The sequence below is a fragment of the Frateuria soli genome (assembly GCF_021117385.1).
GTDB classification, from domain to species: Bacteria; Pseudomonadota; Gammaproteobacteria; order Xanthomonadales; family Rhodanobacteraceae; genus Frateuria_A; species Frateuria_A soli.
In genome coordinates this window covers 2347671-2362292 of sequence record NZ_CP088252.1, presented here as the reverse complement: position 1 = coordinate 2362292, position 14622 = coordinate 2347671, and the positions used below count along the sequence as shown (strand labels likewise).

16 protein-coding genes are annotated in these 14622 nt (G+C 68.7%); 10 read left to right on the top strand and 6 right to left on the bottom strand.

What is annotated here, in order from left to right; translation table 11 throughout:
• Nucleotides 1–46: 46 nt before the first annotated feature.
• Nucleotides 47–547 (bottom strand): hypothetical protein, encoded by a 501-nt coding sequence (locus LQ771_RS10865; protein ID WP_231349431.1) that lies wholly within the window; start codon nucleotides 545–547, stop codon nucleotides 47–49.
• A 321-nt stretch (nucleotides 548–868) separates the two neighbouring features.
• Between LQ771_RS10865 and LQ771_RS10860 the strand changes: the two genes are divergently transcribed.
• From LQ771_RS10860 to LQ771_RS10835, 6 genes are all read left to right on the top strand, one after another.
• Entirely contained in the window at nucleotides 869–1078 is a 210-nt protein-coding gene (locus tag LQ771_RS10860) for a cold-shock protein (protein ID WP_209614482.1), read from the top strand.
• 258 nt (nucleotides 1079–1336) lie between these two features.
• Nucleotides 1337–1546: a cold-shock protein gene (locus LQ771_RS10855; protein WP_091333775.1), complete on the top strand. Its 210-nt coding sequence runs from the start codon at nucleotides 1337–1339 to the stop codon at nucleotides 1544–1546.
• 95 nt (nucleotides 1547–1641) lie between these two features.
• Complete coding sequence (locus LQ771_RS10850) at nucleotides 1642–2496, top strand: alpha/beta hydrolase family protein (RefSeq protein WP_231349430.1); 855 nt, start codon at nucleotides 1642–1644, stop codon at nucleotides 2494–2496.
• A 144-nt stretch (nucleotides 2497–2640) separates the two neighbouring features.
• Nucleotides 2641–3714 (top strand): NADH:flavin oxidoreductase/NADH oxidase, encoded by a 1074-nt coding sequence (locus tag LQ771_RS10845; protein ID WP_231349429.1) that lies wholly within the window; start codon nucleotides 2641–2643, stop codon nucleotides 3712–3714.
• 12 nt (nucleotides 3715–3726) lie between these two features.
• Nucleotides 3727–4605 (top strand): pirin family protein, encoded by an 879-nt coding sequence (locus tag LQ771_RS10840; protein WP_231349428.1) that lies wholly within the window; start codon nucleotides 3727–3729, stop codon nucleotides 4603–4605.
• 167 nt (nucleotides 4606–4772) lie between these two features.
• Nucleotides 4773–5075, top strand: a complete 303-nt coding sequence (locus LQ771_RS10835) for an Mpo1-like protein (RefSeq protein WP_231349427.1) — start codon at nucleotides 4773–4775, stop codon at nucleotides 5073–5075.
• A 128-nt stretch (nucleotides 5076–5203) separates the two neighbouring features.
• Here LQ771_RS10835 and LQ771_RS10830 read toward each other — a convergent pair whose 3' ends face one another.
• Genes LQ771_RS10830 through LQ771_RS10820 form a run of 3 tightly spaced genes read right to left on the bottom strand, consistent with a single transcriptional unit; the run spans nucleotide 5204 to nucleotide 8001 of the window.
• Entirely contained in the window at nucleotides 5204–6220 is a 1017-nt protein-coding gene (locus LQ771_RS10830; protein ID WP_231349426.1) for a response regulator, read from the bottom strand.
• Nucleotides 6217–7581: a sensor histidine kinase gene (locus tag LQ771_RS10825; protein WP_231349425.1), complete on the bottom strand. Its 1365-nt coding sequence runs from the start codon at nucleotides 7579–7581 to the stop codon at nucleotides 6217–6219. The genes LQ771_RS10830 and LQ771_RS10825 overlap by 4 nt, the downstream gene beginning before the upstream one ends.
• Before the next feature lie 24 nt (nucleotides 7582–7605).
• The gene (locus tag LQ771_RS10820; protein WP_231349424.1) at nucleotides 7606–8001 is read right to left on the bottom strand and encodes a cytochrome c; all 396 of its coding nucleotides are present in this window, start codon (nucleotides 7999–8001) and stop codon (nucleotides 7606–7608) included.
• Nucleotides 8002–8138: 137 nt separating this feature from the next.
• Here LQ771_RS10820 and LQ771_RS10815 point away from each other — a divergent pair, with 137 nt between their 5' ends.
• Nucleotides 8139–8924: a tRNA threonylcarbamoyladenosine dehydratase gene (locus tag LQ771_RS10815; protein ID WP_231349423.1), complete on the top strand. Its 786-nt coding sequence runs from the start codon at nucleotides 8139–8141 to the stop codon at nucleotides 8922–8924.
• A gap of 47 nt (nucleotides 8925–8971) precedes the next feature.
• On the opposite strand, the gene phbB is transcribed toward LQ771_RS10815, so the two are convergent.
• Both phbB and gluQRS read right to left on the bottom strand, forming a co-directional pair.
• Nucleotides 8972–9712, bottom strand: a complete 741-nt coding sequence (phbB, locus tag LQ771_RS10810) for an acetoacetyl-CoA reductase (protein WP_231349422.1) — start codon at nucleotides 9710–9712, stop codon at nucleotides 8972–8974.
• Between the two features lie 183 nt (nucleotides 9713–9895).
• Complete coding sequence (gene gluQRS, locus LQ771_RS10805) at nucleotides 9896–10759, bottom strand: tRNA glutamyl-Q(34) synthetase GluQRS (RefSeq protein ID WP_231349419.1); 864 nt, start codon at nucleotides 10757–10759, stop codon at nucleotides 9896–9898.
• A 95-nt stretch (nucleotides 10760–10854) separates the two neighbouring features.
• Here gluQRS and LQ771_RS10800 point away from each other — a divergent pair, with 95 nt between their 5' ends.
• The 3 genes from LQ771_RS10800 (at nucleotide 10855) to htpG (ending at nucleotide 14592) form a co-directional block, all read left to right on the top strand.
• Complete coding sequence (locus LQ771_RS10800; RefSeq protein ID WP_231349417.1) at nucleotides 10855–11070, top strand: hypothetical protein; 216 nt, start codon at nucleotides 10855–10857, stop codon at nucleotides 11068–11070.
• Nucleotides 11071–11680: 610 nt separating this feature from the next.
• The gene (htpX, locus tag LQ771_RS10795) at nucleotides 11681–12574 is read left to right on the top strand and encodes a protease HtpX (protein WP_231349416.1); all 894 of its coding nucleotides are present in this window, start codon (nucleotides 11681–11683) and stop codon (nucleotides 12572–12574) included.
• A gap of 149 nt (nucleotides 12575–12723) precedes the next feature.
• The gene (gene htpG, locus LQ771_RS10790; protein ID WP_231349415.1) at nucleotides 12724–14592 is read left to right on the top strand and encodes a molecular chaperone HtpG; all 1869 of its coding nucleotides are present in this window, start codon (nucleotides 12724–12726) and stop codon (nucleotides 14590–14592) included.
• Nucleotides 14593–14622: the final 30 nt, after the last annotated feature.

Sequence of the window (14622 nt, the reverse complement as noted above, 5' to 3'; positions counted from 1 at the left end):
GCCGGTGGTTCGCGCCACGCCTGAGGCGGGCGGCGCGGCGGAGGACCTAGCCGCCGCTGCTCGTGCCGGATGCGGTCGGCGCAGCCTCACAGGACTTGCCATGCAGTGCCTGGCGCAGCTGGCTCGCCAGCGAGTTGCAGCGCGTGGCCAGGTTCGGGCGGATGGCCGGGTCCTGCGCGTCGCGCAACAGGCTGGTGCGCATGGCTTCGTAACGGCCCTGGATCTCGCCGGGTTTGTAGATCGCGGCAGCGCGATGGCAGGCCACGTAGCTGGCCAGATAGTTGTCGCAGGCGGGAATCCCGGTGCTCTCGGGAAGTGGGGCTGGTTGTTCCGGCGCGCCGGTGGCGGCGTTGCGGCCACCATGGTCGGCCTGGCTCGTGCTCGGGGTCTCGCTTGGCCGGGTGCGGGGCGTCGGCTGGTTTTGCGATGCCGGTCGGGAAGGACCTGTCCCGCTCGGACCGGAGCGCGTCGGGTGGCCGGCGCAGCCGGTCAGCATCAGGCCGGCGCCCAGCAGGACGGCGATCAGGCGCGGGAGGGTGAGCTTCATGAGGGGGCATTCCTCTTGCGGCGGACATGGCCGGCAGACACGCTGGCGACCTTCACACTAGACAAACGGCAGCGTGAAGAAAACCTGAAAAATCCGGCGCTGACAGCCCGTGTGCACCATTCAGTTTGACGGTCGCGCAGGCGATCGGTACCCGCTATGATGCCCCCACTGTGTTTGCCGGGGTCACCAGAGTCACGTGGCCCGATGCCGCCGACCGGCGCTTCATCGAATCACCCCTAGGGTTTTCCTTGCACACCAGTAAGTCGGCCCCGCACGTTGCGGCGGTCGAGTCTCTATTGATCCAACCTAGTGGAGTGTTTCATGTCTGATCGTCAGATCGGTACCGTCAAGTGGTTCAACGACGCCAAGGGCTTCGGCTTCATCAGCCGCGACAACGGTCCTGACGTGTTCGTGCATTTCCGTGCCATCAGCGGCACCGGCTTCAAGAGCCTGCAGGAAGGCCAGAAGGTCAGCTTCAAGGTCGTGCAGGGCCAGAAGGGCCTGCAGGCCGACGAAGTGATGCCGGCCTAAGCGGTTCCCGCAAGAAAAGCCAGAAGCCGGGCCGTAGCGCCCGGCTTTTTTGTGCCCGCGGGCCGGTTTTGCGAGCACGCTTGCTTTACGGAAATTTCCGTTATGCTTGGGGCACTGTGTCTGCTCGGTCCACGTGCGTGCCTCGAAGCGGGATTCGACGAATCACGCCTCGCTCCACCCGCTCCCTGCATGCCCAGTAAGTCGTCGGCCAAAGGGGGAGGTCGACTTGTCTCAGCATCGTGCAGAACGGAGTGAGTCATGTCGGATCGTGAGATTGGCACCGTCAAATGGTTCAACGACGCGAAGGGCTTTGGCTTCATCAGCCGGGAGAGTGGCCCCGACGTCTTCGTGCATTTCCGCGCCATCAGCGGAACGGGCTTCAAGAGCCTGAAGGAAGGCCAGAAGGTCAGCTTCAAGGTCGTGCAGGGCCAGAAGGGTCTGCAGGCGGACGAAGTCGCCCCGGCCTGAGGTGGATCGAATGTTTGCCCAAGGCCGGCGCAAGCCGGCCTTTTTTTGTGCGCGCGCCATCACTTCGCTAGCCTGTGGCTTTTGGGCGCCAACTCATGGAAGCGGACCCCAACGACGCCGTGCGCATCGAGCGCGTGATCGCCGCCGATGGCGCGGCCAGCGAACTGCTGCTGGTCGGTGAAGCGGTGCACGGTCGCTGGCTTTACTGGCTGCCCGCGATGGGTGTACCGGCCAGGCATTACCTGCCGCTGGCCCAGGCGCTGGCGGGACGCGGCCTCGCCGTGGCGCTGCACGAATGGCGCGGGATCGGCTCGAGCGACCGGCGCGCCGGGCGGCGCCAGGATTGGGGCTACCGCACCCTCCTCGAGGCTGACCTGCCACGCGGACTTGCGGCCGTGCGCGCAGCCTGGCCCGGGGCGACCGGCTTTCTCGGCGGGCACAGCCTCGGCGGACAACTGGCGGCGATGTACGCCGGCTTGCGCCCCGCGGAAGCCGCCGGACTGGTGCTGGTCGCCAGTGGCGCGCCGTACTGGAGGAACTTCCGCTTCGCCTGGCTGATCGGCGCGTCCTACGTGGCGGCGCCCATGCTGACCCGGCTGTCCGGATACTTCCCCGGGCGGCGCATCGGCTTTGGCGGAAACGAGGCGCGCGGGGTGGTCGATGACTGGGCCCGCACAGGCCGCACCGGGCATTACGCGGCCGAGGGCATGGGCGACCTGGAGGCGGGCATGGCGGCCTACGCCGGACCGGTGCTGGCCGTGCGCCTGCGCGACGACTGGCTTGGCCCGGCCGCCTCGCTGGAATGGCTGCTCGGCAAGCTGCCGCGCACCTGTATCACGCGCGAGGTGCTGGGCCCGGGCGAACTGCCTGGGCCGGCCGACCATTTTGGCTGGATGAAGGCGCCCGACCCGGTCGCCGCGCGGATGGCCGGTTGGCTCGACACCGTGTAGGTGCGCTCCCGGGCGCCAGAGCATGCCTGCCCTCGCCGCAATGGCCGGTTCGTGTCCAGGAGTTCTCCCGTGGAGGCCGCGTCCTCTTGAAGCGCAGCCGGATCGGCGTCATCTCGTGGGCTTGTCTTTCCACAAGGCCATCGCATGGAACTGTTCACCCCCTTCGCGCAGCGCAGCCTGACCTTGCGCAACCGCATCGTGGTCGCCCCGATGTGCCAGTACTCGGCCACCGATGGCGTGCCCGCCGACTGGCACCTTGTGCACCTGGGCAGCCGCGCGGTGGGCGGTGCGGCGGCCGTGGTCGCCGAAGCCACGGCGGTGTCGCCGGAGGGGCGTATTTCCCCTGGCGATACCGGCCTGTGGAACGACGCCCAGGTGGCCGCCTGGCAGCCGATCACCGCGTTCATCCGCAGCCAGGGCGCCATCGCCGGCGTGCAGCTCGCGCATGCGGGCCGCAAGGCCAGCGCGCAGCGGCCATGGGAGGGTGGCGGTCCGTTGCCGGCGGGGCATGGCGAATGGACCACGGTGGCGCCCTCGGCGATCCCTTTCGACCGGAACTGGCATACGCCGCAGGCGCTCGACGAGGCGGGCCTGCGCAAGGTGGTCGACGATTTCCGCGCGGCCGCGAAACGCGCGCTCGCCGCGGGTTTCCAGCTGATCGAGGTACATGCCGCGCACGGCTACCTGTTGCACCAGTTCCTTTCGCCGCTCAGCAACCATCGCACCGACGCCTACGGTGGCAGTTTCGAGAACCGTACGCGGCTGGTACGCGCGGTGCTGGAAGCGGTGCGCGGGGCATGGCCTGACACGCTGCCGTTGTGGTTGCGCATCTCCGCGACGGACTGGGTTTCCGGGGAAGACGGCATGCATGGCTGGAGCGTGGAAGAGAGCGTGCGCCTGGCGCGCGAGGTCAAGCCGCTGGGCGTGGACCTGATCGACGTGTCCAGCGGCGGCCTGGTGCCGCACGTGAAGATTCCGGTCGGTCCCGGTTACCAGGTGCCGTTCGCCGCGCGCATCCGTCGCGAGGCCGGCATCGCCACGGGCGCCGTGGGACTCATCACCGAATCCGCACAGGCGGCCGGCATCGTCGAGAATGGCGAGGCGGACCTGGTGCTGATCGCCCGCGAGAGCCTGCGCGACCCGTATTTCCCGCGTCGCTCGGCACAAGAGCTCGGCGCTTCGCTGGTCGCGCCGGTACAGTACCAGCGCGCCTGGTAGCGGAGCCCGAGCATGGACCACACGCCACGACTGATCGAAGGCCGCAAACACGACCTGGGCGACGGCTTCACCGTGCGTCGCCTGCTGCCCGCGCTGCTGGCGCGGCACGTCGGTCCGTTCGTGTTCTTCGACCACATGGGGCCGGCCGATTTCGCGCCGGGCAGGGGCATGGACGTGCGGCCGCATCCGCACATCGGCCTGGCCACCATTACCTGGCTGTTCGAGGGCGCGATCCGCCACCGCGACAGCCTCGGCAGCCTGGCCGACATCCGCCCGGGCGAGGTCAACTGGATGACCGCCGGCCGCGGCATCGCGCATTCCGAGCGCACGCCGCCGGACGAGCGTCGCGACGGCCATCGCCTGCATGGCATCCAGCTGTGGGTGGCGTTGCCGCGCGAGGATGCCGAAGTGGCGCCGGAGTTCCACCACCACGACGCCGGCGAACTGCCGCGCATCCATCGTGACGGGGTCGACCTGCTGCTGATCGCGGGCACCGCCTACGGCGAACGTTCGCCGGTGAAGGTGTTCGCGCCGATGTTCCTGATCGAGGCGAACCTGGCCCAGGGCGCCACGCTGGACTGGCCGGCCGAGCATGCCGAGCGGGGCGTGTACGTGGTCGAGGGCGAGGTCCGGTGGGGCGACGACGTCCTGGTTGGTACCGACAGCATGGCGGTGCAGGGCGGCAGCGTCGCGCCGCCGCTGCGTGCACGGACGCCAAGCCGGCTGATGCTGTTCGGCGGCGCGCCGCTGGATGGTGAGCGGCACCTGTGGTGGAACTTCGTGGCCAGCTCGCGCGAGCGCATCGAGCGGGCGAAGTCCGACTGGGCGGCCGGGCACTTCGGCGTGGTGCCGGGCGACGACAAGGAATTCATCCCGCTGCCGGAGCACTGAAACGGGCCACGGGCTGCCCGCCCGAACCCTCTCCCTGCAGAGGGTGCCGACAGGCGGGTGAGGATCCGGGCGAGCCGGATCCTTCCCCGACCCTTCCCGAGGGGAGAGGGCTTTACCGGGTGCGCGCGCAGGCGCACGCTGGCGCCAACAACCGATGGCCAGCCGGCATGTCCGAATTCGCCCGCTTCCGCGACTTCTACCCGTATTACCTCAGCGAGCACCGCAATTCCGCCTGCCGCCGGCTGCACTTCGCCGGCAGCACGCTGGTGCTGCTGTTGATCGGCGTGGCGATCGCCACGCGCGACGCGCGCTGGCTGTGGCTGGCGCCGCTGGCCGGCTACGGCTTCGCCTGGATCGGGCACTTCGTGTTCGAGAAGAACCGTCCGGCCACCTTCCGCCATCCGCTCTACAGTCTGGCCGGCGACTGGGTGATGTACTGGGACGTCCTGCGCGGTCGCCAGCGGCTGTAGCGGCGAAAGCTTCGGTTTCCCCGCAGGAGCCCACTTGTGGGCGATGCTCCGGCTCCGGTGGCACGTCCAGGAAAAGGCATCGCCCACAAGTGGGCTCCTACGGATACGGGGCGGATGCAGGGGATCCGTCAGGTGCCCAGCGCCTGGTCCTGCTCGCCGAGCCAGTCGTGGTAGTTGCGCAGCTTGCCCAGCTGGAAGCGCGAGACATCCTCGATCAGCGCCAGGTGGTACCACTGCTCGCCGCGCACGGTCACCGCCTGATGCAGCAGCGCCTCCGGTTGGCGGATGCCCTCGCGGTAGTAGCCGTCGCCCTCGCCGAACCAGGGCAGCCGGTCGCCTTCGCGCAGCGCGGCCAGCAGCTCTGGCGGTGCGCCCAGGTCGCTGGCGATCTCGTAGTGCGCCCGCAGGTCTTCGTCGGTCTGCACCAGCACGAAGCGGCCACGCCCGCGCTCGTCCAGCAGCAGCATGCCGGTCGGGTTGACGTGCAGGTAGCACTCCACCGCCGGGAACTCGCCGACCAGGTCGCGGAAAGCCTGCTGGAACGCCTTGTCGCGCAGGAACCGCACGTTGCCCAGCGCCAGCGCCTCGGCGACGAAGCCACCCACGCGCTCGAAGTAGCGACGCTGCAAGGCGCGGATGCCCAGCTGCAGCTTGTCGATCGCCTGCGGATCGCTCTTGCGGATGAAGCGGTCGATCACGCCGGCGTTGAACGCCTCGATGGCGGTGCAGTCGTCGGCGGTGCCGGTGAGCAGGATCTTGCCGATGTGCGGGTTGGCCAGCTCCCGGCAGAAGGAAATACCGTCCATCTCGGGCATGGTCAGATCGACCACCACGACCGACACCTCGGCGAAACGCTCCGGGTCGAACATCACCCTGTGGATGGAGTCGATGTCCAGCGCGACCAGCTCGCGCGTCTGCGAGGAACGGTCCTTCCAGTGGTACATCCAGCCGCCGCCGGGCACCGCGCGGATGCCGTGGCTGCCCAGCTCCGCCAGTGCCTTGCGCGGTGAACTGTAGCTGCGCAGGCGCAACGCCGGGTCGAGCAGCAACGGCATGCTGTCGAGGTACTTCTCGTGGTCGTCCACCACCAGCGTGGTGGTCGGGAAGTAGAACGGCAGGATGTCGCCGTGGAAATCGATGCTCATGCCGAAGGTCCCTGTCCAGATGGCACGCATGGCGGAAACGTCACGAAGAACTCGGTGTACTCGCCCCAGCGCGAGCGACAGCTGATGCGCCCGCCCATGCGCTCGACGGCATTCTGGGAGAAGGCCAGGCCGATACCCAGGCCGTCGCCGTCGCGGCCTTCGCTGTAGGAGTAGAAGCGGTTGAAGATGCGCGGCAGCACGTCCGGCGGGATGCCCGGGCCGGTATCGCGCACGCGGATGCAGTGGCCGCCGGCGTCGCTGTCCAGGCTCACGTCGATCTCGCCCTTGCCGGCGCGCCCGGTGTGGAACAGAGCGTTGCGCAACAGGTTGAAGAGCACGTGGGTGAGCAGGGTTTCCGACCCCATCAGTACGAAGTCGGTCGGCTCGGCCGACAGCCGCACGCGTTCGCGCTCGGCCTGCGAGGCGTACGGATAGCGTGCCAGCGCCTTTGCCACGCAGGCACGCGCCTGCAGCGGCTCGAACTGCAGCTTGCCCATCGGCTTGGCGGCCATGAGCAGCATGTCGATCACGGTGTGCGCGTGGCTGACCTCGTGCTCGATCACGGCAATGCCACGCTGCAACGCCTGCAGGTGCGGGGCGCGCAGCGCGGCCACCGGCAGGCCGGCACGCTCGGCCACGCGGTGGCTCTCCAGCAGGTTGGGGAGGTAGCGGCCGATCGCGCGGCCGGCCATCTGCACCGAACCCAGCGGCGTGCGAAGTTCGTGCGCGATGTTGTTGGAGGCGCCGATCAGCGCCTTGACCTTGGCCTCGTCGGCGAATTTCTGCGAAAGGCTTGCCAGCGGCCCCAGGATCAGCGTCAGCGCCAGCACCGGCGCGTACTGCTGCAGCGCGTGCAGCGGCCAGGCATCGTGCGGTCCGAGCTCGAACACCAGTGCGGCCAGTGCCGTTCCCAGGCTGTAGATGAGCGCGAAACTCGCCAGGTCGAACAGCATCATCGTGATGAAGATCGAGAACAGGTGCGCGCCGATCCAGACGATCGTGCCGCCGTTGCGCAGCATCAGGTAGCCGAAGAAGAACGGCAGCACGAAGGTGATCACCGCGTACCAGTACAGCGGCAGCCACGGCTTGAACGAACGCGGCCACCAGCGCTGCAACGCCAGCGGCAGCAGCGCCACGCAGCCGGCCACGTGCAGCCCCAGGTTGCTGTAGGGCTGCGGCAGCACGTAGGTCCACAGGAACCAGTACAGCGGCATGAACAGGCCGCCGAGCAGGCACATCACCGGCATCATCGGCTGTGCGTAGCGCGCCCGGGTGAACATCGCGTTGTCCACCCGCCGCCGCAACTGCTGCAGCCGCGAACGGCGGCGGCGCGATGCGCGGGTCATCCCTGGCGTCGACATGGCATCCGGACGTGCTGGTTCGGCTTACCGGTATTGCTGGTGACAGGACTTGCAGGCGTCGCCGACCGGCTTGATCGCCTGGGCCAGCCCGGCGCAATCGGTCGGATGCGCCTGCACCGCCCCCTGCAGGGCCGTGCGCAGGCGGCCGGCATGATCCAGAAAGTCCTGCTCGGCGCCGGGGAAGGCGACGGGGATGTCCGACGCGGTCGACTGCAGGCGCAGCAGGTGATCGTTGATCTGCGCGGCGTCGCACTGCTTTGTCTTGACCGCCTGGCCGAGCGCGCCCATGTGGTGGCCCATTACCGTCATCACCGCATGCGGCATCGGGTTGCGGTCGGACAACGCTTTCATCGCGAATACGGTGCCGAGGACGCCGATGACCAGGCCGAGCAGGATCAGCAGTGCGGAACGTGCATTCATGGTTGACCGCCCTAGAAGCTAGTGAATGGCCAGAATACCGAAGCGCCGACGGCTTTCGTAGCCGTAAAATGGGCTTTTCCGCGTAGGAAACCGCACGCGATGGCAGGCAGCATCCACCCCGTCCCCGGGCGGGCCGCATGAGCGGGCCGCATTACCCGGCCGAGCGCTTCGAGGGCGTCGAGCGCCTGTACGGCCGGGGCACCATCGAGCGCCTGATGGACGCCCACGTCTGCGTGATCGGCATCGGCGGGGTCGGTTCCTGGGCGGTCGAAGCGCTGGCGCGCAGCGGCGTGGGGCGGCTGACCCTGATCGACGCCGACGAGGTGTGCCTGTCCAATACCAACCGCCAGCTGCACGCTCTGGACGGCCAGTGGGGCAAGCCCAAGGTCGGCGTGATGGCCGAGCGCGCACACGCGATCAACCCCCGCATCCGGCTGGAGGCGATCGAGCGCTTCCTCACCACGGCCACGCTGGATGAACTGCTGGATCGCGGCTACGACGTGGTACTGGATGCCTGCGATGCCTTCCGCGTGAAGCTGGAGGCGATCGCCTGGTGCCGCCGGCGCAAGCTGCCGATGGTCACCGTCGGTTCGGCCGGCGGGCGCACCGATCCGACCCAGATCCGCGTGCGCGACCTCTCCCGAACCGAGCACGATGCGATGTTCAGCCTTATCCGCAAGAAGCTTCGACAGGATTTCAACTTTCCGCGCAACCCTGACCGCTACTTCGGCGTGTCGGCCGTGTATTCGCTGCAGAACGTGCAGTATCCGCAGCCGGACGGCTCGGTCTGCGGCCTGCGCCCGCCGGGCGGAGACTCGCTGAACCTCGCCTGCGGCGGCGGGCTGGGGGCGGCGACGCACATCACCGGGGCGTTTGCGTTCGCGGCGGTGGGGAAGGTGCTGGAGAAGGTGCTGGAGAAGTAGCTCTGGCGGCTCGCTTGTCTTCCTCTCCCCGGTGGGGAGAGGGACCGCTACCACCCCATGTAATGCCCACCGTTGATCGCGAGATTCGTCCCGGTGATCCAGCTGGCCTCGTCGGTGGTGAAGAACGCCACGGCGTGCGCTATCTCCTCCGGCTTGCCGAGCCGGCCGATCGGAATCTGCGCCACGATCTTCTCGCGTACCTCCTCGGGCACCGCCATCACCATGTCGGTCGCGACGTAGCCGGGCGAAACCGTGTTCACCGTAATGCCGAACTTCGCGTTCTCCTGCGCCAGCGAAATGGTGAAGCCGTGCATGCCGGCCTTGGCCGCCGCGTAGTTGGCCTGGCCATACTGGCCCTTCTGGCCGTTGATCGAGCTGATCTGCACGATGCGCCCCCAGCGGCGCGCCCGCATGCCTTCGATCACCGGTCGGGTGACGTTGAAACAGGCGTTGAGGTTGGTGTTCACCACCTCGCTCCACTGCTGGTAGTCCATCTTGTGGAAGGTGGTGTCGCGGGTGATGCCGGCGTTGTTGACCAGGATCTGCACCGGGCCGCACTGCGCTTCCACTGCACGCACCATGGCGGCGGCCGAATCCGGCTCGGCCACGTCGCCCGGCACCATGCACACCTCGATGCCTTCCGCAGTCATGCGCTCGCGCCAGGCCTGCGCCCTGGCTTCGTCGCGGTAGTTGGTGGCGACGCGGTGCCCCTGGCGGGCCAGGTAGCGGACGATCGCGGTGCCGATGCCGCCCGTGCCGCCGGTGACCAGTGCAGTGCGTGGGTTCATTGCTGGAGTTCCCGGTGCGAACATGCCGATGCTGGCGTGCCCTGCATGTATACCCCAGTTTCGTGACAACTGCTGCGCCGCGTCCCCTGTAGGAGCGCACCCGTGCGCGACCGCCACGCGGCATCCAAGCGATAGCGGACACCTCGCGCGACCCGAACCCCGCGGTCGTGCACAGGTGCGCTCCTACAAGGCTCGCGCGGCCAGGTGGGGCAGGCGGGCCGGGTCGAAATGCTCGAGCGCGGCTCCGAGCAGCGCCGCCGGACTGTGCGCACCCGCGGCCGTATGGACGTCCAGGAACGCCAGCGCCCGGCGCAGCGCCGGCAGCGGCTCGGCCGAATCCAGCGGATGCGCCTGGTCGGACTTGGACAGCTTGTGCCCCCGCGCATCCAGCGCCAGCGGCAGGTGCCGATACGCCGGTGTCGGCAGCCCCAGACATTGCTGCAGCCAGATCTGCCGCGGGGTGGAATCGAGCAGGTCGTTGCCGCGCACCACCTCGGTGACACCCTGGAAGGCGTCGTCCACGACACAGGCCAGCTGATAGGCGTAGTAACCCTCCACGCGGCGGATGACGAAGTCGCCGGCTTCGTCGCGGAGGTTCTGTCGCTGCGGGCCCTGCAGCGCGTCGTCGAAGGCGATCGTCACGTCCGGTACGCGCAGTCGCCAGGCTGGCGGGCGGTCCGGCTCGGGCGGGGCGATGCAGCGGCCATCGCGGTGCATTCCGCCCTCCGCCGCCAGTTGCGCCCGACTGCACCAGCAGGGGAACACCCGGTCCGCGGCACGCAGTTGCTCGAAGGCGGCGTCATAGGCATCGCGGCGCTGCGACTGGAACAGCGGCGGCGCGTCGGCGACCAGTCCGAACGCCGGCAGCGCGGCCAGGATCGCCTGCGCCGAGCCCGGCGCCTCGCGCGGCGGATCGATGTCCTCCATGCGCAGCAGCCAGCGCCCGTCCGCATGCCGCGCGCACAGCCAGCTGCCCACCGCGGCCACCAGCGAGCCGAAGTGCAGCAGGCCGGTGGGGGACGGGGCGAAGCGGCCGCAGTAGGTCATCGGACGATTCTAAGGGCCATGGCGACCGGTTCACCTGCCCGCCACGGTGGTGGCGGGAGCATCCGTCCGTCCGGCCGGCAACAGGAGGAATTCCCATGACCGACGCAACCGCAGGCCACGACGACCCGCGCGAACACACCCGCAAGATCAAGGGCATGCTGCGCGAGACCATGGAGCACATGCGCAAGGACGTCCCCAGGGTTTCCGATCCCAAGGCGCAGGCGCTGTTCGAGACGTCCGCCGAAGTGCTGGGCGGCCTGCTCACCGCCTACGAGCACTTCGAGCAGCGCAGCGAAGAAGCCTGGCGCTGAACCGCGGAGCCCCCGCCATGGGCCTGCGGCGTCGCCGCTGGCCCATGGCGGCGGCACGGCCGTGCTCGCGGCGACGTGGCCGGCGGCCGTGCGGACGGACGGAAAGGGCGCCCCGCCGTCGCGACCGGCGGCGGAGCAGCGACGATTTGCCGCACGCTTGCCTTAGTGGCCGACAGATCACCGGCTGCATCCCGGCTGAGGGCGAGGGCATCGGCCACGCCGGCATGGCGACGCGGGCCGATGTCACGGGTTGCCTGATGCGCACGGACCCGGCACCAACGCCTCGATCGAGGATGCGCGGATCTTTCCCGCCTGGAGGCCCTCCCTGACCTCCAGCTGCTACAGCGACCTGTCCAGTTGGAAGCGCTGCAGCGGCGCATGTCCGGCCGTGACGGCTTCGAGGATGCCGTCGGGCGCATCGGCCGCATCGAGGCCCCGGACGGTCGGATATCGCCGCGCTGACGGCGCCGCCACTGCCGGCTTCCACGGTGCGTCGAGCGGCGGCGGGACCACGCATCTGGCTGCCGCTCCTCTTGAAACCTCTGCATGGCGCCCCGAATCTCAGCCTGCGGCGCGAGCCGCCATTTCATGACTGCCAAACGAGACAGCCGTGCGTCGAATCGTCCTCTTCCTTGCCACCAACATCGCCGTCCTCCTGCTGCTGAGCATCGTCTGCCGCCTGTTCGGCATCGACCAGTGGGCGGCAGCCCGCGGCTACGGCGGCATGACCGGCCTGCTGGTCTACGCCGCCGTGTTCGGCATGGGCGGTGCCTTCATTTCGCTGGCGATGTCCAAGACCATCGCCAAGTACTCCACCGGCGCCCGCGTGATCGAGCAGCCGCAGACCGAGGCCGAGCGCTGGCTGGTCGACACGGTGCGCCGGCACGCCCAGGCCGCCGGCATCGGCATGCCGGAGGTGGCGATCTACGACGCGCCGGAGATGAACGCCTTCGCCACCGGCATGACCAGGAACAACTCGCTGGTGGCGGTCAGCTCCGGCCTGCTGCAGCAGATGGACCGCGAGCAGGTATCGGCCGTGCTCGGCCACGAGATCGGCCACGTGGCCAACGGCGACATGGTGACCCTCACCCTGATCCAGGGCGTGCTCAACACGCTGGTGATCCTCGCCGCGCGCGTGGTCGGCAACCTGGTGGACAGCTGGCTCAACGGTGGCCGCGACAATCGCGGCGGCATCGGCATCGGCTATTTCGTGACGGTGATGGTGCTGCAGATCGTCTTCGGCCTGTTCGCCTCGATGATCGTGGCCGCCTTCTCGCGCTGGCGCGAGTTCCGCGCCGACCGCGCGGGTGCGCAGCTGGCCGGCCGCGGGTCGATGATCTCCGCGCTGCAGCGGCTGAAGGGCGATCACGGCGAAACCACGCTGCCCAAGGCGATGGCCGCCTTCGGCATCTCCGGCCACATGGCCGCGGGCCTGCAGCGCCTGTTCATGAGCCACCCCCCGCTGGACGAGCGCATCGCCGCGCTGCAGGCGGCGCGCGCCTGAGCTTGGGCCCCTCTCCCCCGGGAGAGGGGCGGGGAGAGGTTCCGGCGGCGCCGGGCAGCACTTCGCCCGGATCCTCTCCCGTCTTTCGGGCACCCTTTCGCGGCGCGAGAGGGAAATGTCTTTTGTCGTCACTGGGAAGCAACACCGCAATGACCGCATCCACCGAAACCCGCAAATTCGAAGCCGAAGTCGCCCAGGTCCTGCACCTGGTCACCCACTCGCTCTACTCGCACAAGGAAATCTTCCTGCGCGAGCTCGTCTCCAACGCCTCCGACGCCTGCGACAAGCTGCGCTTCGAGTCGATCGCGCACCCCGAGCTGCTGGCCGGCGAGGGCGAACTGCACATCGACGTGAGCTGGGACGAGAAGGCGCGCACCGTCACCGTGCGCGACAATGGCATCGGCATGAACCGCGACGAGGTGGTCGCGAACATCGGCACCATCGCCAGTTCCGGCACGCGGCGCTTCCTGGAAGCCATGAGCGGCGAGCAGAAGGGCGACGCGCGCCTGATCGGCCAGTTCGGCGTGGGCTTCTACTCGGCCTTCGTGGTGGCCGACAGGGTCACCGTGCTGACCCGCCGCGCCGGCGCGGCGGCGGGCGAGGGCGTGAAGTGGGAGAGCGACGGCAAGGGCGAGTACTCGCTCGAACAGGTCGAGCTCGGCGAGCGAGGCACCGCCGTGATCCTGCACCTGAAGGCCGACGAGGACGAATTCCTCAAGCGCTGGCAGCTCGCGTCGCTGATCCGCAAGTACTCCGACCACGTCGCCTTCCCGATCCGCATGCCCAAGGAGAAGGATGGCCAGCCCACCGACGAGTGGGAAACCATCAATGACGCCGGCGCGCTCTGGACCCGCCCCAAGAGCGAGATCAGCGACGAGGACTACATCAGCTTCTACAAGTCGCTCGGCCACGACTTCAACGATCCGCTCGCGTGGACGCACAACCGTGTCGAGGGCAGCCAGAGCTTCACCACGCTGCTTTACCTGCCGGCGCAGCCGCCGTTCGACCTGATGATGGGCGGGCGCGACGAGCGCAAGGGCCTGAAGCTGTACATCAAGCGCGTCTTCATCATGGACGCGGCCGAGGAGCTGCTGCCCAACTACCTGCGCTTCGTGCGCGGCGTGGTCGACGCAGACGACCTGCCGCTCAACGTCAGCCGCGAGATCCTGCAGCACAACCGCCAGCTGGACCGCATCAAGGCCGCCTGTGTCAAGCGCGTGCTGGACCTGATCGAGAAGCTGGCCCGCGACGAGCCGGAGAAGTTCGCGACCTTCTACAAGGCCTTCGGCAACACGCTCAAGGAAGGTATCGCCGAGGACGCCAACAACCGCGAACGCATCGCGAAGTTGCTGCGCTTCGCCTCCACCCGCAGCGAGGGCGCGGGCCCGACGGTGGGGTTCGACGATTACATCGGCCGCATGAAGGTCGGCCAGGACGCGATCTGGTACATCACCGCCGACAGCTACGCCGCCGCCGCCGGCAGCCCGCAGCTGGAAGCGTTCAAGGCCAGGGACATCGAGGTGCTGCTGATGTCCGAGCGCATCGACGAATGGATGCTCGGCTCGCTGAGCGAGTACGACGGCAGGAAGCTGCAGAGCGTCGCCAAGGGCGAGGTGCCGCTGGACGAGGCCGACCGCAAGAAGCAGGAGGAAGCCGCCAAGGCGGCCGAGCCCCTGCTGGCGAAGATGAGGGAACTGCTCGGCGACCGCGTCGGCGACGTCAAGGTGTCCGCACGCCTCACCGACAGCCCCTCGTGCCTGGCCCTGTCGGACTACGAGATGGCCCCGCACCTGGCGCGCCTGCTGCGCGAAGCCGGCCACGACATGCCCCAGTCCAAGCCCACGCTCGAGATCAATCCGCAGCACCCGCTGGTTCGGCGCGTGGAAGCGGAGCCCGACGCGGATACGGCCAGGGACCTGGCCATGCTGCTGCTGGACCAGGCCGAGATCGCCGCGGGTGCGCAGCTGCCCGATCCGGCTGCGTTCGTGCAGCGGATGAACCGCGTGCTGCTCGGGTAGCGCGCGCCGCTGCCCGAGCCGGACGCTGTG

Excerpts from the sequence above, each read along its gene's own strand:
- LQ771_RS10865 (WP_231349431.1), bottom strand. The coding sequence starts at position 547 with ATGAAGCTCACCCTCCCGCGCCTGATCGCCGTCCTGCTGGGCGCCGGC.
- LQ771_RS10860 (WP_209614482.1), top strand. The coding sequence starts at position 869 with ATGTCTGATCGTCAGATCGGTACCGTCAAGTGGTTCAACGACGCCAAG.
- LQ771_RS10855 (WP_091333775.1), top strand. The coding sequence starts at position 1,337 with ATGTCGGATCGTGAGATTGGCACCGTCAAATGGTTCAACGACGCGAAG.
- LQ771_RS10850 (WP_231349430.1), top strand. The coding sequence starts at position 1,642 with ATGGAAGCGGACCCCAACGACGCCGTGCGCATCGAGCGCGTGATCGCC.
- LQ771_RS10845 (WP_231349429.1), top strand. The coding sequence starts at position 2,641 with ATGGAACTGTTCACCCCCTTCGCGCAGCGCAGCCTGACCTTGCGCAAC.
- LQ771_RS10840 (WP_231349428.1), top strand. The coding sequence starts at position 3,727 with ATGGACCACACGCCACGACTGATCGAAGGCCGCAAACACGACCTGGGC.
- LQ771_RS10835 (WP_231349427.1), top strand. The coding sequence starts at position 4,773 with ATGTCCGAATTCGCCCGCTTCCGCGACTTCTACCCGTATTACCTCAGC.
- LQ771_RS10830 (WP_231349426.1), bottom strand. The coding sequence starts at position 6,220 with ATGAGCATCGATTTCCACGGCGACATCCTGCCGTTCTACTTCCCGACC.
- LQ771_RS10825 (WP_231349425.1), bottom strand. The coding sequence starts at position 7,581 with ATGTCGACGCCAGGGATGACCCGCGCATCGCGCCGCCGCCGTTCGCGG.
- LQ771_RS10820 (WP_231349424.1), bottom strand. The coding sequence starts at position 8,001 with ATGAATGCACGTTCCGCACTGCTGATCCTGCTCGGCCTGGTCATCGGC.
- LQ771_RS10815 (WP_231349423.1), top strand. The coding sequence starts at position 8,139 with ATGAGCGGGCCGCATTACCCGGCCGAGCGCTTCGAGGGCGTCGAGCGC.
- phbB (WP_231349422.1), bottom strand. The coding sequence starts at position 9,712 with ATGAACCCACGCACTGCACTGGTCACCGGCGGCACGGGCGGCATCGGC.
- gluQRS (WP_231349419.1), bottom strand. The coding sequence starts at position 10,759 with ATGACCTACTGCGGCCGCTTCGCCCCGTCCCCCACCGGCCTGCTGCAC.
- LQ771_RS10800 (WP_231349417.1), top strand. The coding sequence starts at position 10,855 with ATGACCGACGCAACCGCAGGCCACGACGACCCGCGCGAACACACCCGC.
- htpG (WP_231349415.1), top strand. The coding sequence starts at position 12,724 with ATGACCGCATCCACCGAAACCCGCAAATTCGAAGCCGAAGTCGCCCAG.